Source organism: Nocardioides sp. SLBN-35 (genome assembly GCF_006715725.1).
In the GTDB taxonomy this organism is placed as follows: domain Bacteria; phylum Actinomycetota; class Actinomycetes; order Propionibacteriales; family Nocardioidaceae; genus Nocardioides.
The window spans coordinates 5,073,848-5,097,863 of sequence record NZ_VFNU01000001.1 but is presented as its reverse complement, the minus strand read 5'-3'; the positions used below and the strand labels follow the sequence as shown (position 1 = coordinate 5,097,863).

The window sequence follows — 24,016 nt, the reverse complement described above, 5'->3', positions numbered from 1 at the left end:
TCAGCCCACGACCAGGCCGACGCCGGCCAGCACGGCCCAGACCAGCTCGGCCACCCCGGTCTTCTGCAGCACCGGGATCAGCGCCGGGCCCTGGGCGCCGCCGAGGACGATCCGTGCCGCCGCCACGGCGGGCAGCAGGAAGCCCAGGCCGAGCAGTGCCCACCAGGTGGTGAGGGCCGCGAGCACGACGACGGCGGCGGCGGACAGGCCGACGAGGACGGCGTAGAAGCCCCGGGTACGACGGTCGCCGAGCCGCACGGCCAGTGTCATCTTGCCGGCGACCCTGTCGGTGGGGATGTCGCGCAGGTTGTTGGCGACCAGGATCGCGCAGGCCAGCGCGCCGACACCGGTGCCGGCGGCGAGGGCGGCCCAGCCGCTGGCGCCCCAGCGCTCGGTCTGCACCCAGGTGGTGCCGACGACGGCGACCAGGCCGAAGAACACGAACACCATGACCTCCCCGAGCCCGAGGTAGCCGTAGGGCTTCTTGCCACCGGTGTAGTACCAGGCGGCGAGCACGCAGAGCGCCCCGACGAGGACCAGCCACCACGAGGTGGTCGCCGCCAGGACCAGGCCGGCGACGCCGGCGACGCCGAAGGAGCCGAAGGCGGCGCGCTTCACCGCGCCGGGGCTGGCGAGCCCGGAGCCGACCAGGCGCAGCGGGCCGACCCGCTCGTCGTCGGTGCCACGGATGCCGTCGGAGTAGTCGTTGGCGTAGTTGACGCCGACCTGGAGGGCCAGGCTCACCACGGCGGCGAGCAGCGCCTTCCACCAGACCCCGCGGTCGTCGTACACGGCGACGGCGGTGCCGACGACGACCGGCGCGACCGCCGCCGGGAGGGTGCGGACGCGGGCGCCCGCGATCCAGTGCGCTGCAGTGGCCATAGCCGTCGATTCAAGCAGGCGCGGCCGCGGCGTCGTCCAGCCGGGTCAGGTGGCGCTCGGCGGCGCGTGCTGCCGGGTGGATGAGGACGGCCGCGACGAGGACGATCCCGGCGATCACGAACCATCCCGGGGTGCCCCACTCCATGGCGAGGAAGGTGTACGCCGCCGGCGCCCAGACCGTGCCGAGGGTGTAGCCGAGCTGGGAGACGCCCTGGTACTCGCCGCGGCGCGCGGGGTCGGACAGCTCGGCCTGCAGGCCCCACTCCCCGGCGGACTGGAACAGCTCGGCGCCGGTGACGGTGACGTGCCCGATCCAGACCAGCGCGATGGTCACCCAGCCGACCGTGTCGTGGGTGACCAGCACGATCCCGCAGGACAGGACGAAGAAGAACGCGCCCCGGCGCTGGGCGCGCAGCGAGTCGGCGACGGTGGTGACGCCGCGGGCAGCCGCCACCTGGAGCAGCACCGCCATCACCGTGTTGGTGCCGAACAGCCAGGCCAGCAGCACCCGCGGCGCGTCGGTCTCCTCGACGAGCCACAGCGGGATGACGACGTTGAGCAGCACCTGGTGGGTGCCGAGGATGCCGCCGCAGACCGCCATCGCGACGTACCCCTTGTTGCGCAGCGCACTGCGCCGGTCGCCGTCCCGTCCGTCGGTCACCGCCTCCAGGGCCTCCTCGAGCGGCGCCTCCTCGGCGTGGTGCGCGACCGAGGGCAGCCGGGAGACGAGGGCGGCGTTGAGGACGAGCAGGGTGGCCGTCGCGAGCGGTACGGCGCGGATCACGTGGTCGTCGTTGGTGGCCAGCGCGATGCCGGCCAGCAGGGCGCCCAGGGTGTAGCCGACGTTGCGGGCGGCGCGGAAGTACGCGTTGGACGACACCCGCTCCTCGCGCGGGAAGACGTCGAAGCGGTAGGCGTTGCGCGCCGACCGGCTCGCCGACGTGACGTTCTCCAACACGATCATCATCGCGACGAACGTGAGCAGCCCACCGACGGCCAGCCACGCCAGGTAGAGCAGCGCCTCGACCAGCGAGGCGAGCGCCCAGACCCGCTTGGCGCCGTAGCGGTCGGAGAGCTTGCCCAGGGGTACGGCGAGCAGGAAGGTCACCAGGCCCGCGATGGACAGGCCCAAGCCGACCTGGGCCGCGGACAGCCCGACGATCTGGGTGAAGAACACCGCGCTCCCGGTGAGGAACACCCCGTCGCCGAAGGCGGAGAGCACGGACTGGCCGGACAGACGGCGGACGAGAGGAGTGGGGCCAGCGAGGCGGGTGACCCGGTCCGAGAGGAGGTTGGGCATCGAGAGGAGAACCTATGCCCGGCGCCGGCCGGCTGTCGAAGGACTTCCGGGGGATCCGGGTCACATCGCGACGAGCGCCGTCACCCCGAGCGCGATGCCGGACAGGTAGGTGAACATCGCCCCGGAGTCGCGGACCGGGCCGTGCGCGGCCAGCGTCCTCGACCTGAGCATGTCGAAGGCGTGCCCGAAGCGGGCCGCGGTGGCGACCACGGCGAGCACGTCGAGCCACCAGCCGGCGGTCAGCGTGGAGCAGACGACGAGGAGGACGACGAGCGTCGGGACGTACTCGGCCGCGTTGCCGTGCGCGCGCTGCGCGATGAGCAGCCGGTCGGCCGGGTCGGTGGGCATCTGCGGTCCGTCCGCGCCGCGGATCGCCCGGTGCCGGGTGACGTTGGCGCCGAGGACGAACAGCAGCATGCCCATCAGGGCGATGCAGGTGATCACGATGGTGCTCATGCGAAGGCCTCTTCTCTCGGGAGGACGGTCGGGAGGACGGTCGGGAGGAGCCGGCGCAGGGTCGCACCGGCCAGGTCGGTGCCCAGCAGGGCGTCGGTCTTGCTCGTGCCGCCGGGGCAGGTCACGTTGACCTCGATCAGCCGGCCGTCGATGACGTCGAGGCCGGCGGTCGCGATGCCGTGGCGGGCGAGCAGGGGAGCGACGGCGGCGACGATGCGCCGGTCGGCGGCGTCGACGCTCGCAGGGGCGGAGGGCGGCCCGATCCGGAAGTCGCCGGGCTCGAGGTGACGCAGGACGGCGCCGACGATCTCGCCGTCGACGAGGAACAGCCGCTTGTTGCCGTCGGCGACGGCGCTGAGGTGGGCCTGCGCGATCACGTGCCGCCGGCCGCCGGCGGTCGCCGACTCGGCCAGCGCTCGCGCGGCCGCGTCGTCGTGCAGCAGCCACACGTCGAGGCCGCCGAACCCGTCGACCGGCTTCACGACGGCCGCGCCGTGCTCGACCACGAATCGGCGCACCTGCGCGGGATCGGGGGTCACCAGCGTCGGTGGACAGAGCTCGGGGAAGCGCAGCGCGACCAGCTTCTCGTGCAGCGCGCGCACGCCCGCGGGGTGGTTGACCACCCGGGTGCCGGCGGCCTCGACCAGGTCGAGGAGGTACGTCGTGTGCAGGTACCGCGCGTCGACCGGCGGGTCGATCCGCAGCAGCACGAGCTGCACCGTCGCGGCCACGTCGACGGTATCCGGGAGCCCGACGTGGCACCACGGCGTGCTGACGAGCCAGCGGTGGTCGTCGCCGCGGACGCGCGGACCGAGCGTCACCGGCGTGGCTCGTGCCAGCAGGCGCCCCGCGACCACCGTGAGGTCCTCGGGCGTGCAGACCCGGACGGCGACGCCGAGGTCCTGGGCCGCGGCGACCAGCCCGACGGTCGAGTCGACCGCCGGGTCCAGCCCGGCCCACGGGTCGGCCACGACCAGGACGCTCATGCCGCGACCCTCCGGCGCGAGCCGGTCAGGAGAGCGAGCCCGCGGTCCGCGTCGCAGCAGCCCGCCGCAGCGTCTGCCCAGTGCTCGGCCAGCCGGGCCCGCTCTCCCGAGAGGGAGGCGAGGGCCGCACGCCGGCGCTCGTCGTCGTACAGGAGCGCGGCGAGGCCGTGCAGCAGGTCGCCGACCTCGCGGGCAGGGCGGGCGTCGGGGAAGCGGACCTCGAGGTAGCGCCCGCGCGGGCGGACCGGCGGGAACAGCGTGCTGAGGTGCGCCTCGGCGCAGGCTCCAAGGAAGTCGGTGGCGCCGGCGGCGAAGGAGGCGTAGGCGGCGACCGGGTCGTCGCCGTGGAGCAGCCGGTCGTCGAAGGCGGTCCGCGCGGGGTCGACCGCGAGCCAGGTGGTGAGCCGGCCGTCGGGTCCGGTGCTGCGCGCGGTCGCGGCGGCGAGGAACGGGCCGGCCAGCAGCAGCACCCGCCACTGTTCGATCCCGGCGGCGCCCGGCCACCAGTCGAGGCAGGCCTGGGTGGAGGCGGTGGAGCGCATCATCCGGCGGCCGGCGGGGCCGATCGTGTCGAGGTGGTGCTCCATGGCGTCGTACCGCGGGGTGCGCAGGTGGCGCGGCGTGGCCGGGTCACAGCGGCGGACGGGGCGGGCGTCGAGCACCACCGAGTGCGGCTGCAGGTCGCGGCCGAGGGCGGCGGTGACCTCGACGAGGTGGCGGGCCGCGGCATCGGGCGACGGTGCGGACGGGAGGCTGAGCTCGACCTGGCCGCCGGGCTCGAAGCTCAGCCAGGGTGCGTACCAGCGACCGGCGCTCGCCTCACGGACCCGCTCGGGCGCGACGCTTGCGCCGCTGAAGAGGCCCATGGCGAACAGCTCCTGCTCGACCGCCACCCGGACCGTGCGGGTGCTGCCGGGGAGCTGCGGTCGGAACAGCCGGGCGACGGCGGGCCGAAGGGTTCGTACGTCCATGGCATCTCCTGATAAAGTAAGGCTGCCTGTCAATAATGGAAGGTAGCCTGTCAATATGTCAAGAGAGCTGAACCGCCCCGATCGCGAGCCGTTGATCGCGCTCGTGGAGAAGACGGCCCGGGCGCTGCGGGCCGACATGATCGCCAGCGCGCACCGCGCCGGCTTCCCCGAGGTCGCGCTCGCGCACTCGGCGGTGTTCGCGACCCTGCCGCCCGAGGGGGCCCGCGCCGCCGACATGGCCGCCCGTGCGGAGATCACCCGGCAGTCGATGGGCGAGGCGGTCCGCGACCTGGTCCGGCTCGGGATCCTCGAGATGGTGCCGGACCCCTCCGACGGGCGCGCGAAGCTGGTGACCTACACGGCGTACGGCAAGGAGGTCGCCCAGGCCGGCTTCGACCACATCACCGATCTCGACCGCCGGTTCCGCGCTGAGCTCGGCGACGAGGAGTACGACGCCGCCCGTCGCGTCCTCGAACGGGTGCGGACCCTGCTCACGCCGTGACGGTGGGTGCGCTCTCCCCGGCGGCGACGGGCCGGAAGTTCCGCTCGGCGAAGCGCCGTGCCGCCCGCACGGACGGACCGAGCCCGATCGTGGCGACGAGGATGATGCCCGCGATCACCAGCCAGCCCTCGGCGCCCCAGGTCAGGGCGAGGAAGGTGTAGACGGCCGGCGACCACTGGAAGCCCAGCGCGCCGGCGACCTCCTGGACGCCCTGGTACTCGCCGCGCCGGTCCGGGTCGGACAGCTCGGCCTCGAAGGACCAGCTGGCGCCGGAGATGGCGAGCTCGGCGCCGGTGACCGTGACGTGACCCAGCCAGACGAGCAGCACCGTGATCAGGCCGACCGTCGAGTGGGTGATCATCGTGATGACGCAGGAGGTCACGAAGAAGGCGGACGAGATCCAGACGTAGCGCAGGGCGTCGTCGAGGTTGCGCACCCCCTTCGAGGTGTAGGCCGGCAGGAAGATGCACAGCACCGTGTTGGTGCCGAACAGCCAGGCCAGCAGGACCTGCGGCGCGTCGGTGGCCTCGACCAGCCACAGCGGGATCACGACGTTGAGCAGGATCTGGTTGGTCCACATCACGCCGAGGAAGAAGGTCGTGAACATCCAGCCGATGTTGCGCAGCGGGCCGGGTCCGGTCGGGCGGACGCGGGCCTCGCCGCTCGAGACGCGCAGGTCGTGCGGGGCGGCGGGCAGCCGGGTGATGCCCACGGCGTTGAGCACCATCAGCACGGCCGTGACCACGGGCGTCCACCGGATCACCTCGAGGCTGCCGGTGGCGAGCGCCAGGCCGCCCACGAGTGCGCCCAGGGTGTGGCCGATGTTGAGCCAGGAGTACATGTAGGACTGCGTCTGCACGCGCGTCGCGGGCGGCAGCACGTCGTAGACGTAGGCCTGGTGGCTCGACCGGCCGAAGGCGGTGAAGGCGCCCATCAGGGCGGCCGCGACGACGTACTGCCCGAAGCCCTCGACGAACGGGAGCGCGAGGAACACCAGGGCGCGGGCCACGGCCTGGGCCGCCCAGATCCGCTTGGGGCCGACCCGGTCGATGATCCGGCCCGCGGGATAGGAGAACGCGAACTGGGCGATGCCCATGATCGTCAGTGCCAGGCCGGCGCGGCCCGCGGACATGCCCACGACCTTGGTCAGGAAGACCGCGCTGCCCGTCATGAAGGCGCTCTCGCCGACGGCGAAGACCATGCCCTGCGTGGCGAGTCGTCGCGGCAGGCCGACAGGAGGCATCAGGCGGGCGAAGAACCCGCGTGGATCGCCCGGGAGAGGAGTGCTCATCGGCAGTCATTCTCGCCGGGCCCGCTAGCGTCTGTCGCGTGGATTTCTGGTCGCCCGAGGGCTCGCCCGACAGCGTGGTGGCGCAGGCGCGCGCCTGGCTCGACGGCCCCGACGACGTCGACCTGGTCGTCGCCACGTCCGGGTCGACCGGGCAGCCCAAGCGGGTCCGGGTCCCGCGGGCCGCGGTGCTCGCGTCGGTGCGCGCCTCGGCGGCCCGGCTGGGGGCGAGCGGACCGTGGGTGCTGGCGCTGCCGCCGTCGTACGTCGCCGGGGTGCAGGTCGTGGTCCGCTCGCTGGTCGCCGGGCACGCGCCGACCGTGCTGGACGGTGACGGCTGGCCCGACGGCGACGGGTGGTTCGTCTCGCTGGTGCCGACGCAGCTGACGCGGATGCTGTCGTCGCAGCCCGACCTGGAGGCGCTGCGCCGCGCGCACACGGTGCTGCTCGGTGGCGGTCCGATCGGTGCGTCCCTGCGACTCCGGGCCGCGGAGCTGGGGGTCCGGGTGGTCGCGACGTACGGATCGGCGGAGACCGCCGGAGGCTGCGTGTACGACGGGATGCCGCTCGACGGGGTCGCCGTCGCGCTGGGGGAGGGTGGCCGGATCCGGATCGCCGGGCCGACCCTGTTCACCGGGTACGACGGCCGGCCGGACCTGAGTGCCGAGGTGCTCGTCGACGGCTGGTTCCTGACCTCCGACGCCGGCCGGTTCGACGAGGACGGGCGGCTGGCCGTGATCGGGCGGGTCGACGACGTGATCGTGACGGGCGGGCTCAACGTGCCGGGGCCGGCGGTGGCCGAGCGGCTGCGCGGGCATGCGGGTGTGGATGCCGCCGAGGTGCTCGGCGTACCTGATCCGGAGTGGGGCAACCGGGTCGTGGCCTTCGTCGTGGGGACGGCCGGGCTGGAAGAGCTGCGGGACTGGGTGGGCGCCGCGCACCCCCGGGCCTGGGCGCCGCGCCAGCTGGTGCTGCTGGACGCGATCCCGCTGCTGGCCAACGGGAAGCCCGACCGGCAGGCGCTGCTGCACCACCCGGAGGTCGAGGAGGTTGCGCAGCAACCGTCTCGAGACCAGGAGGTGCGATGAGGGTCGTCTCGATCCCGATGCGGACCCGCTTCCGCGGCATCACGGTGCGTGAGGCCGTGCTGCTGCCCGGGCCTGCCGGGTGGGGGGAGTGGAGCCCGTTCCTGGAGTACCCGCCCGAGGTGGCCGAGCCGTGGCTGCGCTGCGCGGAGGAGGCTGCCGCCGGGACGTGGCCCGCGCCGGTGCGCGACCGGGTGCCGGTCAACGTGACCGTGCCCGCTGTCGGACCCGAGCGAGCGCACGAGATCGTGCTCGCCGGTGGCTGCGCGACCGCCAAGGTCAAGGTCGCCGAGCCGGGGCAGGGCCTCGCCGAGGAGGAGGCCAGGCTGGAGGCGGTGCGCGACGCGCTCGACACCCTCGGCCCGGGCGGTCGGATCCGGGTCGACGCCAACGGTGGCTGGTCGGTCGACGACGCGGTCGCCGCGATCGGCCGGCTGGACCGGGCCGCCGGCGGCCTGGAGTACGTCGAACAGCCGGTCACGTCCGTCGAGGACCTCGCGCTCGTGCGGCGCCGGGTCTCGGTGCCGGTCGCGGCCGACGAGTCGATCCGCCGTGCGGAGGACCCCTACCGGGTCCGCGAGCTCGACGCCGCCGACATCGCGGTGCTCAAGGTGCAGCCGCTCGGCGGGGTCCACGCGTGCCTCGAGATCGCCGAGCGGATCGGCCTGCCCGTCGTGGTGTCCAGCGCGCTGGAGACCTCGGTCGGCATCGCCGCGGGGGTCGCGCTCGCGGCCGCCCTGCCCGAGCTGCCGTACGCCTGCGGGCTGGCCACGGTGCAGCTGCTCACCGGCGACGTCGTGGGCGAGTCGTTGCTGCCGGTCGGCGGTGCGCTGCCCGTCGTACGACCTGCCGTGGAGGAGGCGCGCCTCGACGCCCTCGCCGCCACGCCGGACCGGGTGGCGCACTGGGAGGCCCGGCTCACGCAGGTGCGGGCGGTGCGGAAGGATCAGCGTCCATGACGGACAGCTCGTTCGCGCTCGCGGACGCCCTCGTCGACCGGCTGCGGCGAGCCGGCGTGAGCGAGGTCGTGGTCGCCCCCGGCTCCCGCAACGCGCCCTTGGCGATGGCGCTGTGGGCCGCCGCGCAGGCCGGCGCGCTCCGGCTGCACACCCGCATCGACGAGCGCACCGCCGGCTTCCTCGCCCTCGGCCTGACCAAGTCCGGCGCCCGCGCCGCCGTCCTCACCACCTCCGGCACGGCCGTCGCCAACCTGCACCCCGCCGTCCTGGAGGCGGTGCACGCCGGCGTCGGGCTGGTCGTCGTCTCGGCCGACCGCCCCGCCCGGCTGCGCGGCACCGGCGCCAACCAGACCACCGACCAGGTGGGCATCTTCGGCGGCTTCGTGCCGACGTACGACATCGACTCGGTGGCCGACCTCGCCGCCGTCCCCGCCCCGTGGGACTCCGTCGTCCACCTCAACCTCCAGCTCGACACCCCGCTCGTGCCTGATGTGTCCCGCGCCCCATGCGAATTGGCTGCGGTCGAGCCGGATTCGCGACCAATTCGTATGGGGCGCGGTGCCGACCCGCTCACGGAGGGGCCGCGGACCGTCGTGGTGGCGGGGGACGACGCGAGCCAGCGGGCGCGGCAGCTGGCCGAGGCCGCCGGCTGGCCGCTGTTCGCGGAGCCGTCCAGCGGCTCGCGGACCGGCGAGAACGCGCTGCGCACCTACCGCCTGCTGCTCGCCGGGCCGCTGGGGGCGCGGATCGAGCGGGTCGTCGTGTTCGGGCGCCCGACCCTGTCCCGGCCGGTGACCCGGCTGCTCGAGCGCGCCGACGTCGAGGTCCTCGTGGTGCCGGGGCCGGGTGTGTGGCCGGTTCGGCCCGACGGGTCCCGCACGATCGACGGACCGGTGTGGACCGCGGGCCAGCCCGACGACCCGGCCTGGCTCGACGCCTGGCGTACGGCGGACCGCGAGCTCGGCCGGCGCATCGACCGGCTGCTCGCGGAGCAGCCCGCCCTGACACCGTACGACGTCGCGGCGGCCACCCACGCCGCCCTCCCCGCCGGCGGCCTGCTGGTCGTGGGGGCGTCGAGCCCGATCCGCGACCTCGACATCATGGCCCGCCCGCCCGCGGTCGGCACCCACCGCAAGGTGATCGCGAACCGCGGCCTCGCCGGCATCGACGGCACCATCAGCACCGCCGTCGGCGCCGCACTGGGCCGCCCCGACGGCACCCGGAACCTCGCCCTGATGGGCGACCTGACCTTCCTGCACGACCAGACCGCGCTGGTCCTGGGGCCCGACGAGCCGCGCCCGGACCTGACGATCGTCGTACCCAACGACGACGGAGGCGCGATCTTCTCCATGCTCGAGCAGGGCGCCCCCGAGCACGCTGCGTCCTTCGAGCGGCTCTTCGGCACCCCCCACGGCCACGACCTCGCCGGGCTCTGCGCGGCTGCCCGGGTCCCGCACCTGCGGGTCACCTCGCGCCCCGAGCTGGACCAGGCGCTGGCCAGTCCCAACGGCGGCATCGAGGTGGTCGAGGCCGTCGTGTCGCGGGAGGGCCGGCGCGAGCTGGACCTGCGGATCCGGGCGCTCGCGACCGAAGGAGACTGACGTGGAGATCGCCTTCCTGCTCATCGCCATCGCGGCCACGGTCCTGACGGTCACCGCGATCTCGGAGCGCTTCGAGGTCCCGGCGCCGTTGACCCTGGTCGTGGTGGGCGTCGCGGCGTCGTACGTCCCGGGGGTGCCGGAGCTGCGCCTCGAACCCGAGGTCGTGCTCCTCGGCCTGCTCCCACCGCTGCTCTACTCGGCCGCGGTCAACACCTCGCTCGTCGACTTCAACGCGAACCGGCGTCCGATCCTGCTGCTGTCCGTGGGCCTGGTCGCGTTCACGACGTTCGGCGTCGCCGCCGTCATCCGCCTCGTCATCCCGGACGTCGAGTGGCCGCTGGCGCTCGCGATCGGCGCGGTCGTCGCGCCGCCCGACGCGGTCGCCGCGACCGCGATCGGCCGCCGGATCGGGCTGCCCCGGCGCATCGTCACGATCCTCGAGGGCGAGTCGCTGTTCAACGACGCGAGCGCGCTGGTCGCGCTGCGCGCCGCCGTCACCGCCATCGGTACGACGGTCACCGCCTGGCAGGTCGGGCGCGACTTCGTCATCGCCGCCGGGGGCGGGGTGGCGATCGGGGCGCTGACGTTCGTGGTCGTCGGCTTCCTGCGCAAGAAGATCACCGATCCGCTGATGGACACCGCGATCTCGCTGGTGATCCCGTTCGCGGCGTACATCGTCGCCGAGCGGATCCACGCCTCGGGCGTGGTCGCGGTCGTGGTGGCGGGCCTGGCGCTCGGGCACGTGGCGCCGGTGCTGCAGACCGCGCAGTCGCGGATCGCGGAGCGGATGAACTGGCGCACCATCGCCTACGTCCTGGAGAACACGGTCTTCCTCCTCATCGGGCTGCAGGCCGACTGGCTGCTGGCCGAGGTCGGCGAGAGCGAGTTCGGTGTCGGCACCGTCGCCGTCGCCTGTGCCGCCGTGTTCGTGGCCGTGGTGGTGCTGCGGATGGTGTGGGTGTTCGCCGGCCAGGCCTTCCTGCTGCGCCACGGCCCGGACCCGGTGACCGGGGAGCAGCGCTCGTGGCGCTACTCCTTCCTCATCGGCTGGGCGGGCATGCGCGGCGTGGTCACCCTGGCCGCCGCGTTCACCGTCCCCGAGGACACCGCGCACCGCGAGGTGCTGCTGATCGTCGCCTTCACGGTCGTGGCCGGCACCCTCCTCGGTCAGGGCCTGACCCTGCCCCTCCTGGCCCGCAGGCTCCACGTGCCCTCGCCCGACCCGCACGACGACGCCCTCGCCCGGGCCACCCTGCTCCAGCAGGCGGCCAAGGCCGGCATCCACCGGCTCGACGAGCTCGCGGTCGACTGCGACGACCCGCACCAGGTCCGCGCGCTGATCATCCAGCGCATCGAGCAGCGCAACTTCGCCGCCTGGGAGCGCCTCGGCACCACCGAGGGCGAGGAGAGCCCGAGCGACCTGTACTCACGCTGGCGCGGCGAGATGATCGAGGCCGAGCGCCGCCGGGTGCTGGAGATCCGCTCCACCGGGTCGGTGCCCTCGGAGATCGTCAGCGAGGTGCTGGCCATGCTCGACGTCGAGGAGTCGATGCTCGACGCCGCGGAGGCCGCCCGCGCGGACCTGCGCGCCACCAGCCGGATGCAGCGCAACGACGGCTGCGAGCACCTCGCCGACGCGCCGCTGCTCGACCCGCCGGACGACCCGGTCTGCACCGAGTGCCTCGCCGAGGGCACCCGCTGGGTCGCACTGCGGATGTGCCTGTCCTGCGGCGAGGTCGGCTGCTGCGACTCCTCCCCGAGCCGGCACGCCACGGCCCACTTCCGCGCCACCCAGCACCCCGTCATGCGCTCGGTCGAGCCGGACGAGGACTGGCGCTGGTGCTACGTGCACCACCAGACCGGCTGAGCCAGCGGGCTAGCGTGGGCCCATGCGCCTCACCAAGTTCGGTCATTCCGCGGTCCGGCTCGAGCACGGCCGTACGACGATCGTCCTCGACCCCGGCGTGTGGAGCCAGCGCGAGTCCGTCGAGGGCGTCGACGCGGTGCTGGTCACCCACGAGCACCCCGACCACTACGCGCCCGACCACCTGCGGGCCACGGACGCGCCGATCTTCACCATCGACGCCGTCGCCGCCCAGATCCGCGAGCACGCGCCGGACCTGCTCGAGCGGGTCACCGTGGTCGCCCCCGACGAGGCCTGGACGATCGGCGGGTTCGCGATCCGGGCGGTGGGCGAGCTGCACGCGGTGATCCACCCGGAGCTGCCGCGCTTCCACAACAGCGGCTACCTGCTGACCGCGGGGGAGAGCACGGTGTTCCACCCCGGCGACGCGCTGGTCGCGCCGGGGGCGGCGGTCGACGTACTGCTGGCGCCGGTGTGCGCGCCCTGGATGCGGGTCTCCGAGGGCGTCGACTTCGCCCGGGAGGTCGGTGCGCCGCGCAATGTCGCCATCCACGACCGGGTGTTCTCCGCCGAGGGGCTCGGTGTCGCCGACGCGCAGTTCGGCCGGTTCCTCGAGGCCGCGGGCCAGGAGTACGCCCGGCTGGCCGACGGCGCCGACCTCTGATCCGCCGGCGGTCGCTGGACGGCCCGGTCAGCACACGCTCAGGTCGACCCGGCATGATGGCCTGATGCCGATCGCTCGATCCACCGTCGTGGGCGCCACCTCCGGCGTCCTCCTCCTCGCCGGAGCCGTGGGCTTCGGCGTCGGCCTCCCGAAGGTCGTCGACGACCCGGCCGCGGTGCCCACGCTGCCGACCAAGCTCGACGACCGCTTCGTCGCGCTCCAGGCGATCACGCCGGAGCAGGCCGGCGCGACCTCGCCCGACCAGGCGGCCCAGATCAAGACCTTCACCGACCGCGCCGCGAAGTCGGAGGAGGAGACCCGCAAGATCCTCGCCGAGCAGTACGACGAGGCCGCCGTCCGCGCCTACATCGACGTGCCCGCCGCCTCCTCCTCGTCCCAGTCCATCCCGGCGCAGATCGCGGTGACGGTCGTCCCCGGCAACGCCGGACTGGTCAACCCGAGCGGTCCGTTCGTCGTCGACGAGTCGGGTTCGCACTACACGCTCGAGGTGATCGACGGCAGTCACTGCGCGATCGCATGGAACGAGCCGGTCGACCAGACCACAGGCACGCCGACCGGCCAGAAGCCCACCGGCGCCGACTACCGCGTGCAGTGCCGCAAGGAGGTCGACGGCCTCACCTACGACCTCTACACCAACGGCCTGACGCCCGACGAGGTCGCGTCGTACGTCGACAAGGTGCTCGAGCTCACCGGAAGGGCCTGACGCGCGTGGCCCGTGCAGAGCTCGACAAGCAGCCCGCCGACGTCCGACGGATGTTCGACACCGTCGCTCGGCGCTACGACCTGACCAACGACATCCTGTCCTTCGGGCAGGACCGTCGCTGGCGGCGCGACGTCCTCGCCGCGGTCGACCCGTCGTACGGCGACCGGGTGCTCGACCTCGCTGCCGGCACCGGCACCTCCAGCCAGCCGTTCCTCGACGCCGGCGCCGAGGTGGTGCCGTGCGACTTCTCGATCGGCATGCTCCAGGTGGGCAAGAAGCAGCTGCCCCACCTGCCGTTCACCGCCGGTGACGGCACGAAGCTGCCGTTCCGCGACGCGACCTTCGACGCGGTCACGATCTCGTTCGGCCTGCGCAACATCGTGGACCCGCTGGCCGGGCTCGCCGAGATGCGCCGGGTCACCAAGCCCGGCGGCCGGCTGGTGGTCTGCGAGTTCAGCCACCCCACGTGGAGCCCGTGGCGCACGGTCTACATCGAGTACCTCATGAAGGCGCTGCCCGCCGTCGCCCGCACCGTCTCCTCGGCCCCCGACGCCTACGTCTACCTGGCCGAGTCGATCCGCGCCTGGCCCGACCAGCGCGGGCTGGCCGACCTGATCGGCGAGGCGGGCTGGAGCAGGCCCGAGTGGCGCAACCTGTCGGGCGGCATCGTCGCCCTGCACCGCGCGACGGCCTGACCGGCCCGTGGAGTCGTCCGTGGACCGCGTCGAGTGGACGGTCACGGAGGCCGAGCAGGCTGCGCTGGTCCGTACGTCGACCTGGCAGCTGTGGCGCCGGCTCGCGCTCTACCTCGTGGTGCTCGCCGCCTGTGCGATGGCGGTGTTCGGCTCGGCTCGCTGGGGCACGCCCGGACTCCTCCTGGGTCCGGTGTTCGGGGTCGCGATGGGAGCCTGGCTCTGGGTGAGCGCGCGCCGCTCCGTGCGCCGGATGCTGCTGGCCGCCTACCCGGTCGGCGCCACGGCGGCGGCGGAGGCCACGGACGAGGCGCTGCGCCTCGAGACGGCGGCCGGCGCCAGCGAGCTGCCCTGGGCGCGACTGGCCCGCGTCGTACCGGGATCCGTCGTCGTCCTGGCACGCGACGAGGCCAGCCGGCAGTGGCTCACCATCCCGCGCCAGCTGTTCCCGGACACGTGGGTCCAGCGCATCCCGAGACCCTGAATTACGCAACCCTCTCGTGCGTTAAATCCGCAGGTCAGGGCCGGTTTCGGCGTCGCCGGGCGCATCGGACGCCCCCGATGACCACCCCCCTGTGACGAGGCCTCCGGGCAGTGGCAGGATGTGTGGCACGCCACTAGTGATTCTGTTCACAAGATCACGAGAGGGAGGCTCATGGAGCTCTACACGCCGGTGCTGGTGCTGGCGGCTTTGGCCGCGTTGTTCGCGGTCGGGTCGGTCGTCATGAGCACGTTGGTCGGGCCGAAGCGCTACAACCGCGCGAAGTACGACTCCTACGAGTGCGGCATTGAGCCGACCCCCCAGGCGCTGACGGGGCGCTTCCCGGTGAAGTACTACATCACCGCGATGCTCTTCATCGTCTTCGACATCGAGATCGTCTTCCTCTACCCGTGGGCCGTTCGCTTCGACGCCATGGCCTGGTACGGACTGATCGAGATGGTGCTGTTCATCGCCACGGTCTTCGTGGCCTACGCCTACGTCTGGCGCCGCGGCGGATTGGATTGGGACTGACCATGGGTGTCGAGGAGAAGCTCCCGAGCGGAGTCCTGCTGAGCACGGTCGAGGGCCTGGCCGGCTACATGCGCAAGGCCAGCTTCTGGCCGGCGACCTTCGGGCTCGCGTGCTGCGCGATCGAGATGATGACCAGCGGCGGCCCGAAGTACGACCTCGCCCGGTTCGGCATGGAGGTCTTCCGCGCCAGCCCGCGCCAGGCCGACCTGATGATCGTGGCCGGCCGGGTCAGCCAGAAGATGGCCCCGGTCCTGCGCCAGATCTACGACCAGATGGCCGAGCCCAAGTGGGTGCTCGCGATGGGCGTGTGCGCCAGCAGCGGCGGCATGTTCAACAACTACGCGATCGTCCAGGGCGTCGACCACGTCGTCCCCGTCGACATGTACCTCCCGGGTTGCCCGCCTCGCCCCGAGATGCTCATCGACGCGATCCTCAAGCTCCACGACAAGGTCCAGCACACCCCGCTCGGCGCCAACCGCCAGGCGCAGATCCGTGAGCTCGAGGCCGAGGGCCTGGTCGCCCTTCCCACCAGCGACATGAGGGGGATGCTCCGGTGAGCGACGACAAGCCCGCCGGTCCCGAGAAGGCGGTCGAGCAGCCCGCGGTCGAGCAGTCCCCGGAGAACGCCCCCGAGGCGCTCGGCGAGCCGGGCCTCGAGGTCCGTGCGGTCGGCGAGCGCCACGGCATGTTCGGCGTCAAGGGCTCCGGCGACACCAGCGGGTACGGCGGCCTGGTGGCTCCCGTGGTCCTGCCCGGTGCGGCGCAGCGCCCCTACGGCGGCTGGTTCGACAAGGTCGCCGACGTGCTCGACCCGCTGATCGAGCAGGTCGTGATCCACCGCGGCGAGATCACCTTCCACGTCCACCGCGACCACCTGAGCGAGGTGGCGAAGAAGCTCCGCGACGACCCGAGTCTGCGCTTCGAGCTGCTCTCGGGGGTCAGCGGCGTGCACTACCCGGGTGACACCGGCCGCGAACTGCACGCGGTCTACCACCTGATGTCGTTCACCTGGAACCGCCGGGTCCGCGTCGAGGTCGCCGTACCCGACGCCGATCCGCACCTGCCGTCCCTCGTCCCGGTCTACCCCGCGGCCGACTGGCACGAGCGCGAGACGTGGGACATGTTCGGCCTGCAGTTCGACGGCCACCCGGCGCTGACCCGGATCCTGATGCCCGACGACTGGCCGGGCCACCCGCAGCGCAAGGACTACCCGCTCGGCGGCATCCCCGTCGAGTACAAGGGCGCCAGCGTGCCACCGCCGGACCAGCGGAGGAGCTACAACTGATGAGCACCGACTTCTACGCCGACGGCACCGACACCGCCGAGGGCAAGGTCTTCACCGTCACCGGCCAGGACTGGGACGAGATCGCCGCCGACATGGGCGAGGGCGACGCCGCCGAGCGGATCGTCGTCAACATGGGCCCGCAGCACCCGTCGACCCACGGCGTGCTCCGGTTGATCCTCGAGATCGAGGGCGAGACGGTCACCGAGGCCCGTTGCGGCATCGGCTACCTGCACACCGGCATCGAGAAGAACATGGAGTTCCGCTCCTGGACCCAGGGCGTCACGTTCTGCACCCGGATGGACTACCTCTCGCCGTTCTACAACGAGATGACCTACGTCCTGGGCGTCGAGCGGCTGCTCGACATCGAGGACGACATCCCCGAGAAGGCCCAGATCATGCGGGTCCTGCTCATGGAGCTCAACCGGATCTCCTCCCACCTGGTGTGCATCGCCACCGGCGGCATGGAGATCGGCGCGCTGACGGTGATGACGATCGGCTTCCGCGAGCGCGAGCTGGTCCTCGACCTGTTCGAGCTGATCACCGGCCTGCGGATGAACCACGCGTTCATCCGCCCCGGCGGCGTCGCGCAGGACCTGCCGCCGGGCGCGCTCGACGAGATCCGCTCGTTCGTCGCGCTGATGAAGAAGCGCCTGCCCGAGTACGCCGCGCTGTGCAACGCGAACCCGATCTTCAAGGCCCGTCTCGAGAACGTCGGCCACCTCGACCTCGAGGGCTGCATGGCGCTCGGCCTCACCGGCCCGGTCCTGCGCAGCACCGGCTACGGCTTCGACCTGCGCAAGGCGCAGCCCTACTGCGGCTACGAGACCTACGACTTCGACGTACAGACCTGGGACACCTCCGACTCCTACGGCCGGTTCCGGGTGCGCCTCAACGAGATGCACGAGTCCCTCAAGATCATCGAGCAGGCCGCCGACCGGCTGGCCCGGCTCGAGGGCGCGCCGGTCATGGTCGCCGACAAGAAGATCGCCTGGCCCAGCCAGCTCTCGATCGGCAGCGACGGCATGGGCAACAGCCTCGACCACATCCGCCACATCATGGGCGAGTCGATGGAGGCCCTGATCCACCACTTCAAGCTGGTGACCGAGGGCTTCCGGGTCCCGGCCGGGCAGGCCTACGTGCCGGTCGAGTCGCCGCGCGGCGAGCTCGGCGCCCACGTCGTCTCCGACGGCGGCACCCGTCCCTTCCGGGCGCACTTCCGCGACCCGTCGTTCAACAACCTCCAGGCGATGGGCGTGATGAGCGAGGGCGGCCAGATCGCCGACGTCATCGTCGCCATCGCGAGCATCGACCCGGTCATGGGAGGCGTCGACCGATGAGCACCCAGCCCAGCGCCAACCAGCTGGACGACAAGACGATCGCCGAGCTGCGCGAGATCGCCGAGCGCTACCCCGAGCCGCGCTCGGGCCTGCTGCCGATGCTGCACCTCGTGCAGTCGGTACAGGGCCGGATCACCCCCGAGGGCATCGAGGCCTGCGCCGCGATCCTGGAGATCAGCGCTGCCGACGTCAACGGCGTCGCCACCTTCTACACGATGTACAAGCGCCACGGCGTCGGCGACTACCACGTCGGTGTGTGCACCAACACGCTGTGCGCGGTGATGGGCGGCGACGCGATCCTCCAGCGGCTCGAGGACCACCTCGAGATCGGCAACGACGAGGTCGCAGTCCAGCGCCAGGGCGACTCGCGCACGGTCAGCCTCGAGCACATCGAGTGCAACGCGGCCTGCGACTACGCGCCGGTGGTGATGGTCAACTGGGAGTTCATGGACAACCAGACCCCCGAGTCGGCGGTCCAGATGGTCGAGGCACTGCGCGCCGGCCACGAGGTCAGCTCGACCCGAGGACCCAAGCTCTGCACCTGGCGCGAGGCCGAGCGGGTCCTCGCCGGGTTCCCCGACGGCCGCGTCGACGAGGGCCCCTCCGCGGGCTCCGCGTCGCTCGCCGGCCTCGAGATCGCCCGCCAGCGCGGCTGGCACGCCCCCGATCCGGCGGCCACGCCCGCCGTCGAGGCCGCACAGAAGTCGGAGAGCGACGCATGAGCGTGTTTCGAGACGCTCGCTGGCGCTCGCTCCTCAACAACCGGGAGAGGACACTCCGTGGCTGACATTCTGACCCCGGTTCTCACCGACATCTGGGACGCCGAGCAGTCCTGGAAGCTCGCGACGTACGCAGGCAAGGGCGGGTACTCCGCCCTCGACGTCGCCTTCGCGATGAGCCCCGACGACGTCATCGCCGCCGTCAAGGACAGCGGCCTGCGCGGCCGGGGCGGCGCCGGCTTCCCCACCGGCATGAAGTGGTCGTTCATCCCGCAGGACAACCCGAAGCCGAAGTACCTCGTCGTCAACGCCGACGAGTCCGAGCCGGGCACCTGCAAGGACATCCCGCTGATGATGGGCAACCCCCACGTCCTCGTCGAGGGCGTCATCATCAGCTCCTACGCCATCCGCGCCAACAAGGCGTTCATCTACATCCGCGGCGAGGTCGTCCACGTCATTCGCCGGGTCCAGGCCGCCGTCGCCGAGGCGTACGCCGCCGGCCACCTCGGCAAGGACATCCACGGCTCCGGCTACGACCTCGACGTCGTCGTCCACGCCGGTGCCGGGGCCTACATCTGCGGCGAGGAGACCGCCCTCCTCGAGGGCCTCGAGGGCCGCCGCGGCCAGCCGCGACTGCGCCCGCCCTTCCCCGCGGTCGCCGGCCTGTACGCCAGCCCGACGGTCATCAACAACGTCGAGTCCATCGCGTCCGTGCCGGCGATCGTCAAGAACGGCGCGGCCTGGTTCGGCTCGATGGGCACCGAGAAGTCCAAGGGCCACGGCATCTTCTCGCTGTCCGGGCACGTGCGGACTCCGGGCCAGTATGAAGCGCCGCTCGGCATCACCCTGCGCGAGCTGCTCGACCTCGCCGGCGGCATCCGCGAGGGCCACCAGCTGAAGTTCTGGACCCCTGGCGGATCGAGCACCCCGCTGCTCACGGCCGAGCACCTCGACGTCCCCCTCGACTTCGAGGGCGTCGGAGCCGTCGGCTCGATGCTCGGCACCCGCGCGCTGCAGATCTTCGACGAGACGGTCTGCGTGGTCCGTGCGGTGCTGCGCTGGACGGAGTTCTACAAGCACGAGTCGTGCGGCAAGTGCACCCCGTGCCGCGAGGGCACGTGGTGGTTGGTGCAGGCGCTGACCCGCCTCGAGAACGGCCAGGGCAGCGAGGCCGACCTCGACCAGCTGCTCGACCAGTGCGACAACATCCTCGGACGCTCCTTCTGCGCGCTCGGCGACGGCGCGACCAGTCCGGTGTCCAGCTCGATCCAGCACTTCCGTGACGAGTACCTCGCCCACCTCGAGCAGGGCGGCTGCCCGTTCGACCCGGCGCGGTCCACCGCGTGGTCCGGAACGGAGGTCTCGGCATGACGACCGGCGAAGTCGAGAAGACCGATCTCGTCACCGTCACCATCGACGGCGTCCAGGTCAGCGTCCCCAAGGACACCCTGGTGATCCGGGCCGCCGAGCAGGTCGGCGTACAGATCCCGAGGTTCTGCGACCACCCGCTGCTCGCGCCCGTCGGCGCCTGCCGCCAGTGCCTGGTCGACGTCCCCGACGCCGGCAACGGCCGCGGCTTCCCCAAGCCGCAGGCCTCGTGCACGCTGCCGGTCGCCGAGGGCATGGTCGTCAGCACCCAGGTCACCAGCCCGGTCGCCGACAAGGCGCAGCAGGGCGTGATGGAGCTGCTGCTCATCAACCACCCGCTCGACTGCCCGGTCTGCGACAAGGGCGGCGAGTGCCCGCTGCAGAACCAGGCGATGTCCAACGGCCGCGGCGAGTCCCGCTTCTCCGACGACCGCAACCGCGGCGTGAAGCGCACCTTCCCCAAGCCGATCAACCTCTCGCCGACGGTGCTGCTCGACCGCGAGCGCTGCATCGTGTGCCAGCGCTGCACCCGGTTCGCCGACGAGATCGCCGGCGACCCGTTCATCGCGCTGGTCGAGCGCGGCGCCCAGCAGCAGATCGGCATCGCCGAGGACGCACCGTTCCTGTCGTACTTCTCCGGCAACGTCATCCAGATCTGTCCCGTCGGCGCGCTCACCTCCGAGCAGTACCGGTTCCGGTCCCGCCCCTTCGACCTGGTCTCGACGCCGGGCATCGCCGAGCACGACGCCTGCGGCTCCGCGATCCGCGTCGACCACCGCCGTGGCGCCGTGCTGCGCCGCCAGGCCGGCAACGACCCCGCGGTCAACGAGGAGTGGATCAGCGACAAGGACCGGTTCGCGTTCGCCTACACGCAGGGTGACGACCGGATCACCTACCCGCAGGTCCGCGACGAGGACGGCTCACTGCGCCCGGCCTCGTGGCCCGAGGCGTTCACCGTCGCCGCCCGCGGTCTCGCCGCCGCGAAGGCGGCCGGCGGCGTCGGCGTACTGACCGGCGGCCGGCTGACGGCCGAGGACGCCTACGCCTACAGCAAGCTCGCCCGAGTCGCGCTCGGCACCAACGACATCGACTTCAGGGCCCGCCCCCACTCCGCCGAGGAGGCGGCCTTCCTCGCCGCGTCGGTGGTGCTGACCGGACCCGGCAACGGCGGTGTCACCTACGACGACCTCGAGTCCGCGGCGTCGGTCGTCCTCGTGGGCCTGGAGCCCGAGGACGAGGCGGCCGCGATCTTCCTGCGGCTGCGCAAGTCGGTCCGTGCCGGCGGCACCGAGGTGATCAGCCTCGCGCCGTTCACGACCCGCGGCCTCGACAAGCTGTCCGCCCGCGTGGTCTCGACCGCGCCCGGCGACGAGCCGGCCGCGCTGCGGGCGCTGGCCGGCGAGCTGGACGCCACGTCGGTCCTCCTGGTGGGGGAGCGGCTGGCCACCGTGCCCGGCGCGCTCACCGCCGCCGCCGAGGTCGCCGCGTCCACGGGTGCCCGGCTGGCCTGGGTCCCGCGCCGCGCGGGTGACCGCGGGGCGCTCGAGGCCGGCTGCCTGCCGACCCTGCTGCCCGGCGGCCGTCCGGTCGGCGACACCGGCGCCCGGATCGACGTCGCCGCCGCCTGGGGCGTCGAGCACCTGCCCGAGACCGAGGGCCGCAGCGCCGACGCGATCGTCGCCGCCCTCAGCGCCGGCGAGCTCGGCGGCCTGGTCATCGCCGGCGTCGACCCCGACGACACCAGCGACCCCGCCGCCACCCGCGCCGCCATCGACGCCGCCGGCTTCCTGGTCGCGCTCGACCTGCGTCGTACCGAGGTCACCGAGCACGCCGACGTCGTCTTCCCGGTCGCACCGACCACCGACAAGGCCGGCACCTTCGTCAACTGGGAGGGCCGGGTCCGCACCTGGGAGGCCGCCCTGCACAACCCGGCCTCGCTGCCGGACCTGCGCGCCCTCGCCGGCATCGCCGACGAGATGGCCCGGCTCGGTCAGGGGAGTCCGCTCGGGTTCCGCACCGTCGACGAGGTCCGAGCCGAGATGGCTCAGCTCGGGCCGTGGGACGGCGAGCGCGTCGGCCTGCCGGCGGCCCCGGGCGAGTCTGCGGCAACTCAACAGCGAGAAGGCGGCAACTCGACGGTCCGGCTGGCCACGTGGAAGCAGCTGCTCGACAACGGCTCGCTGCAGGACGGCGACAAGTTCCTCAAGGCCACCGCGCGCACGCCGGTCGCCCTGGTCACGCCGGCCGACTTCGACCGCTACGGCCCGACGGTCACGGTGACCGGTGACCGCGGCTCGATGACGCTGCCGGCCGAGATCTGCGACGACCTCGTCGAGGGCGTGGTCTGGGTGCCGGCCAACTCGGTCGGCAACGGCGTCCTCGCCGACCTGGCGTCCCCGGGCGCCACGGTCACCATCACGGGAGCGGAAGGGGTGCACGGGTGAGCGAGTCGCTCGGTCTGTTCGGCAAGGATCCCTGGTGGGTCGTCGGGCTGAAGACCCTCCTGATCTTCGTCATCCTGGTCCTGCTCACGCTGTTCAACATCTGGTGGGAGCGCCGGGTCGTCGCCCGGATGCAGCACCGGATCGGCCCCAACGTGCACGGCCCCTTCGGCCTGCTGCAGTCGCTGGCCGACGGCGTGAAGCTGGCCTTCAAGGAGGACCTGATCCCCAAGGCCGCCGACAAGGTGGTCTTCGTGCTCGCGCCGGTGATCGTCGTGGTGCCGGCGTTCGTGACGTTCAGCGTCATCCCGTTCGGGCCCGAGGTGAGCTTCTTCGGGCACCAGACCCCGCTGCAGCTCACCGACATGCCGGTCGCCGTGCTCTTCGTGATGGCGATCGCGTCGATCGGCATCTACGGCATCGTCCTCGGCGGCTGGTCCAGCGGTTCGACGTACTCCCTGCTGGGCGGGCTGCGCTCGAGCGCGCAGATGATCTCCTACGAGGTCGCGATGGGCCTCGCCCTGGTCGCGGTGTTCATGTACGCCGGCTCGATGTCCACCAGCGAGATCGTCGCCGCCCAGGACGACCTGTGGTTCGGGCTGATCCTGCTGCCGTCGTTCGTGATCTACACGATCGCCATGGTCGGTGAGACCAACCGTGCGCCGTTCGACCTCCCCGAGGCCGAGGGCGAGCTGGTCGGCGGCTTCCACACCGAGTACTCCAGCCTGAAGTTCGCGCTGTTCTTCCTCGCCGAGTACATCAACATGGCCACCGTCTCCGCACTGGCGACCACCCTCTTCCTGGGCGGCTGGCACGCGCCGTTCTGGATCGACCACGTGTGGGCGGGCGCCAACGAGGGCTACTGGCCGGTGCTGTGGTTCTTCGGCAAGGTGCTGTTCTTCATCTTCATCTTCATCTGGCTGCGCGGCTCGCTGCCGCGGCTGCGCTACGACCAGTTCATGGCGTTCGGCTGGAAGCGGCTGATCCCCGTCTCGCTGGTGTGGATCGTCGCCGTCGCCACCATGCGCGCGGCCCGCAACGAGGGCGTGTTCGACGAGGGCTTCGGCAGCAACCCTCAGTTCTGGCTGATCATCGGCGGCGTGGTGCTCGCCGTGCTGCTGCTGACCTTCTTCGTCCCGGAGAAGGACGACGAGGCGACCGCCGAGCCCGTCGAGCCACGCGCCGGGGGCTTCCCGGTGCCGCCCATGCCGGCGGGTGGCGCCGTCCGCGGTGCCGCCGCGCCGCTGGTGTTCCGCACCGATGCCACCGTCAGTGAGACCGTCCGCGATTCAGGGGTGAGCAATGGCTGACCAGCCGCGCGAAAAGGGGCCCTCCCTCAAGGAGCAGCTCTGGGACCCGGTGGCCGGGTTCGGGGTCACCTTCCGGACCATGTTCCGCAAGGTCGTCACCGAGCAGTACCCCAAGGAGAAGCTGCCCACCGCGCCGCGCTTCCACGGCCGCCACCAGCTCAACCGCTGGCCCGACGGCCTCGAGAAGTGCGTTGGGTGCGAGCTGTGCGCCTGGGCCTGCCCCGCCGACGCGATCTACGTCGAGGGCGCCGAGAACGACGACACCCTCGACGCGGACGGGAGGTCCCAGCGCTACAGCGCCGGTGAGCGCTACGGCCGCGTCTACCAGATCAACTACCTGCGCTGCATCCTGTGCGGTCTGTGCATCGAGGCCTGCCCGACCCGGGCGCTGACGATGACCAACGAGTACGAGCTCGCCGACGACAGCCGGGCCAGCCTGATCTACGAGAAGTCCGACCTGTTGGCGCCCCTGCTGCCGGGCATGGAGCAGCCGCCGCACCCGCAGCTGCTCGGCTCCGACGACGACTACTACCGCGGCGACTTCAAGGGGGCCGAGCAGTGACCGCCTTC

At 72.4% G+C, this 24,016-nt stretch carries 24 protein-coding genes; 18 read left to right on the top strand and 6 right to left on the bottom strand.

Going from position 1 to position 24,016, the window contains the following annotated elements:
• The 5 genes from FBY23_RS24490 to FBY23_RS24470 are packed head-to-tail and all read right to left on the bottom strand — an operon-like array spanning position 1 to position 4,595.
• On the bottom strand, positions 1-882 hold the full coding sequence (locus FBY23_RS24490) for a 1,4-dihydroxy-2-naphthoate polyprenyltransferase (protein ID WP_141800526.1): 882 nt from the start codon (positions 880-882) through the stop codon (positions 1-3).
• Positions 883-892: 10 nt separating this feature from the next.
• Positions 893-2,182, bottom strand: coding sequence for an MFS transporter (locus FBY23_RS24485; protein ID WP_141800525.1), 1,290 nt, complete (start codon positions 2,180-2,182; stop codon positions 893-895).
• Between the two features lie 60 nt (positions 2,183-2,242).
• On the bottom strand, positions 2,243-2,638 hold the full coding sequence (locus FBY23_RS24480) for an MAPEG family protein (protein WP_141800524.1): 396 nt from the start codon (positions 2,636-2,638) through the stop codon (positions 2,243-2,245).
• Positions 2,635-3,624, bottom strand: a complete 990-nt coding sequence (locus tag FBY23_RS24475) for a glutathione synthase (protein ID WP_141800523.1) — start codon at positions 3,622-3,624, stop codon at positions 2,635-2,637. Before FBY23_RS24475 ends, FBY23_RS24480 begins: the two co-directional genes overlap by 4 nt.
• Positions 3,621-4,595: a glutamate-cysteine ligase family protein gene (locus FBY23_RS24470; RefSeq protein WP_160158361.1), complete on the bottom strand. Its 975-nt coding sequence runs from the start codon at positions 4,593-4,595 to the stop codon at positions 3,621-3,623. The genes FBY23_RS24475 and FBY23_RS24470 overlap by 4 nt, the downstream gene beginning before the upstream one ends.
• 55 nt (positions 4,596-4,650) lie before the next feature.
• Between FBY23_RS24470 and FBY23_RS24465 the strand changes: the two genes are divergently transcribed.
• On the top strand, positions 4,651-5,097 hold the full coding sequence (locus FBY23_RS24465) for a MarR family winged helix-turn-helix transcriptional regulator (RefSeq protein WP_141800521.1): 447 nt from the start codon (positions 4,651-4,653) through the stop codon (positions 5,095-5,097).
• Here the strand turns inward: FBY23_RS24465 and FBY23_RS24460 are convergent.
• A complete protein-coding gene (locus FBY23_RS24460) occupies positions 5,087-6,388 on the bottom strand; it encodes an MFS transporter (RefSeq protein WP_141800520.1) in 1,302 nt (433 codons plus the stop codon). The genes FBY23_RS24465 and FBY23_RS24460 overlap by 11 nt on opposite strands.
• A 38-nt stretch (positions 6,389-6,426) precedes the next feature.
• Here FBY23_RS24460 and FBY23_RS24455 point away from each other — a divergent pair, with 38 nt between their 5' ends.
• The 17 genes from FBY23_RS24455 to nuoI all read left to right on the top strand — a co-directional run bounded on the left by FBY23_RS24455 (position 6,427) and on the right by nuoI (position 24,008).
• Positions 6,427-7,473, top strand: coding sequence for an AMP-binding protein (locus tag FBY23_RS24455; protein WP_260806535.1), 1,047 nt, complete (start codon positions 6,427-6,429; stop codon positions 7,471-7,473).
• Positions 7,470-8,429, top strand: a complete 960-nt coding sequence (locus tag FBY23_RS24450; protein ID WP_141800519.1) for an o-succinylbenzoate synthase — start codon at positions 7,470-7,472, stop codon at positions 8,427-8,429. Before FBY23_RS24455 ends, FBY23_RS24450 begins: the two co-directional genes overlap by 4 nt.
• The gene (menD, locus tag FBY23_RS24445; protein ID WP_141800518.1) at positions 8,426-10,030 is read left to right on the top strand and encodes a 2-succinyl-5-enolpyruvyl-6-hydroxy-3-cyclohexene-1-carboxylic-acid synthase; all 1,605 of its coding nucleotides are present in this window, start codon (positions 8,426-8,428) and stop codon (positions 10,028-10,030) included. The genes FBY23_RS24450 and menD overlap by 4 nt, the downstream gene beginning before the upstream one ends.
• Before the next feature lies 1 nt (position 10,031).
• Positions 10,032-11,897 (top strand): Na+/H+ antiporter, encoded by a 1,866-nt coding sequence (locus tag FBY23_RS24440; protein ID WP_141800517.1) that lies wholly within the window; start codon positions 10,032-10,034, stop codon positions 11,895-11,897.
• 22 nt (positions 11,898-11,919) lie between these two features.
• On the top strand, positions 11,920-12,558 hold the full coding sequence (locus FBY23_RS24435; protein ID WP_141800516.1) for an MBL fold metallo-hydrolase: 639 nt from the start codon (positions 11,920-11,922) through the stop codon (positions 12,556-12,558).
• A 64-nt stretch (positions 12,559-12,622) separates the two neighbouring features.
• Entirely contained in the window at positions 12,623-13,282 is a 660-nt protein-coding gene (locus tag FBY23_RS24430; RefSeq protein ID WP_141800515.1) for a hypothetical protein, read from the top strand.
• 5 nt (positions 13,283-13,287) lie between these two features.
• Positions 13,288-13,977 carry a demethylmenaquinone methyltransferase gene (locus FBY23_RS24425; RefSeq protein ID WP_141800514.1) on the top strand — a complete coding sequence of 230 codons (690 nt, stop codon included), beginning with the start codon at positions 13,288-13,290 and terminating at the stop codon, positions 13,975-13,977.
• A gap of 19 nt (positions 13,978-13,996) precedes the next feature.
• Positions 13,997-14,458: a hypothetical protein gene (locus FBY23_RS24420; RefSeq protein WP_141800513.1), complete on the top strand. Its 462-nt coding sequence runs from the start codon at positions 13,997-13,999 to the stop codon at positions 14,456-14,458.
• A gap of 171 nt (positions 14,459-14,629) precedes the next feature.
• A complete protein-coding gene (locus FBY23_RS24415; protein ID WP_141800512.1) occupies positions 14,630-14,986 on the top strand; it encodes an NADH-quinone oxidoreductase subunit A in 357 nt (118 codons plus the stop codon).
• A 2-nt stretch (positions 14,987-14,988) separates the two neighbouring features.
• Positions 14,989-15,543: an NADH-quinone oxidoreductase subunit B family protein gene (locus FBY23_RS24410; protein ID WP_141800511.1), complete on the top strand. Its 555-nt coding sequence runs from the start codon at positions 14,989-14,991 to the stop codon at positions 15,541-15,543.
• Positions 15,540-16,271, top strand: a complete 732-nt coding sequence (locus FBY23_RS24405; RefSeq protein ID WP_141800510.1) for an NADH-quinone oxidoreductase subunit C — start codon at positions 15,540-15,542, stop codon at positions 16,269-16,271. The genes FBY23_RS24410 and FBY23_RS24405 overlap by 4 nt, the downstream gene beginning before the upstream one ends.
• The gene (locus tag FBY23_RS24400) at positions 16,271-17,608 is read left to right on the top strand and encodes an NADH-quinone oxidoreductase subunit D (protein WP_141800509.1); all 1,338 of its coding nucleotides are present in this window, start codon (positions 16,271-16,273) and stop codon (positions 17,606-17,608) included. The genes FBY23_RS24405 and FBY23_RS24400 overlap by 1 nt, the downstream gene beginning before the upstream one ends.
• The gene (gene nuoE / locus FBY23_RS24395; RefSeq protein ID WP_141800508.1) at positions 17,605-18,330 is read left to right on the top strand and encodes an NADH-quinone oxidoreductase subunit NuoE; all 726 of its coding nucleotides are present in this window, start codon (positions 17,605-17,607) and stop codon (positions 18,328-18,330) included. The genes FBY23_RS24400 and nuoE overlap by 4 nt, the downstream gene beginning before the upstream one ends.
• Positions 18,331-18,387: 57 nt before the next feature.
• Positions 18,388-19,698, top strand: coding sequence for an NADH-quinone oxidoreductase subunit NuoF (nuoF, locus tag FBY23_RS24390; protein WP_222117931.1), 1,311 nt, complete (start codon positions 18,388-18,390; stop codon positions 19,696-19,698).
• Positions 19,695-22,139, top strand: a complete 2,445-nt coding sequence (locus FBY23_RS24385) for an NADH-quinone oxidoreductase subunit G (RefSeq protein ID WP_141800507.1) — start codon at positions 19,695-19,697, stop codon at positions 22,137-22,139. Before nuoF ends, FBY23_RS24385 begins: the two co-directional genes overlap by 4 nt.
• Positions 22,136-23,446 carry an NADH-quinone oxidoreductase subunit NuoH gene (gene nuoH, locus FBY23_RS24380; RefSeq protein ID WP_141800506.1) on the top strand — a complete coding sequence of 437 codons (1,311 nt, stop codon included), beginning with the start codon at positions 22,136-22,138 and terminating at the stop codon, positions 23,444-23,446. Before FBY23_RS24385 ends, nuoH begins: the two co-directional genes overlap by 4 nt.
• Positions 23,439-24,008, top strand: coding sequence for an NADH-quinone oxidoreductase subunit NuoI (gene nuoI / locus FBY23_RS24375; protein WP_141800505.1), 570 nt, complete (start codon positions 23,439-23,441; stop codon positions 24,006-24,008). Before nuoH ends, nuoI begins: the two co-directional genes overlap by 8 nt.
• The last annotated feature ends 8 nt before the right edge of the window (positions 24,009-24,016 follow it).

Excerpts from the sequence above, each read along its gene's own strand:
- FBY23_RS24490 (WP_141800526.1), bottom strand. The coding sequence starts at position 882 with ATGGCCACTGCAGCGCACTGGATCGCGGGCGCCCGCGTCCGCACCCTC.
- FBY23_RS24485 (WP_141800525.1), bottom strand. The coding sequence starts at position 2,182 with ATGCCCAACCTCCTCTCGGACCGGGTCACCCGCCTCGCTGGCCCCACT.
- FBY23_RS24480 (WP_141800524.1), bottom strand. The coding sequence starts at position 2,638 with ATGAGCACCATCGTGATCACCTGCATCGCCCTGATGGGCATGCTGCTG.
- FBY23_RS24475 (WP_141800523.1), bottom strand. The coding sequence starts at position 3,624 with ATGAGCGTCCTGGTCGTGGCCGACCCGTGGGCCGGGCTGGACCCGGCG.
- FBY23_RS24470 (WP_160158361.1), bottom strand. The coding sequence starts at position 4,595 with ATGGACGTACGAACCCTTCGGCCCGCCGTCGCCCGGCTGTTCCGACCG.
- FBY23_RS24465 (WP_141800521.1), top strand. The coding sequence starts at position 4,651 with ATGTCAAGAGAGCTGAACCGCCCCGATCGCGAGCCGTTGATCGCGCTC.
- FBY23_RS24460 (WP_141800520.1), bottom strand. The coding sequence starts at position 6,388 with ATGAGCACTCCTCTCCCGGGCGATCCACGCGGGTTCTTCGCCCGCCTG.
- FBY23_RS24450 (WP_141800519.1), top strand. The coding sequence starts at position 7,470 with ATGAGGGTCGTCTCGATCCCGATGCGGACCCGCTTCCGCGGCATCACG.
- menD (WP_141800518.1), top strand. The coding sequence starts at position 8,426 with ATGACGGACAGCTCGTTCGCGCTCGCGGACGCCCTCGTCGACCGGCTG.
- FBY23_RS24435 (WP_141800516.1), top strand. The coding sequence starts at position 11,920 with ATGCGCCTCACCAAGTTCGGTCATTCCGCGGTCCGGCTCGAGCACGGC.
- FBY23_RS24430 (WP_141800515.1), top strand. The coding sequence starts at position 12,623 with ATGCCGATCGCTCGATCCACCGTCGTGGGCGCCACCTCCGGCGTCCTC.
- FBY23_RS24415 (WP_141800512.1), top strand. The coding sequence starts at position 14,630 with ATGGAGCTCTACACGCCGGTGCTGGTGCTGGCGGCTTTGGCCGCGTTG.
- FBY23_RS24410 (WP_141800511.1), top strand. The coding sequence starts at position 14,989 with ATGGGTGTCGAGGAGAAGCTCCCGAGCGGAGTCCTGCTGAGCACGGTC.
- FBY23_RS24400 (WP_141800509.1), top strand. The coding sequence starts at position 16,271 with ATGAGCACCGACTTCTACGCCGACGGCACCGACACCGCCGAGGGCAAG.
- nuoE (WP_141800508.1), top strand. The coding sequence starts at position 17,605 with ATGAGCACCCAGCCCAGCGCCAACCAGCTGGACGACAAGACGATCGCC.
- FBY23_RS24385 (WP_141800507.1), top strand. The coding sequence starts at position 19,695 with ATGACGACCGGCGAAGTCGAGAAGACCGATCTCGTCACCGTCACCATC.
- nuoI (WP_141800505.1), top strand. The coding sequence starts at position 23,439 with ATGGCTGACCAGCCGCGCGAAAAGGGGCCCTCCCTCAAGGAGCAGCTC.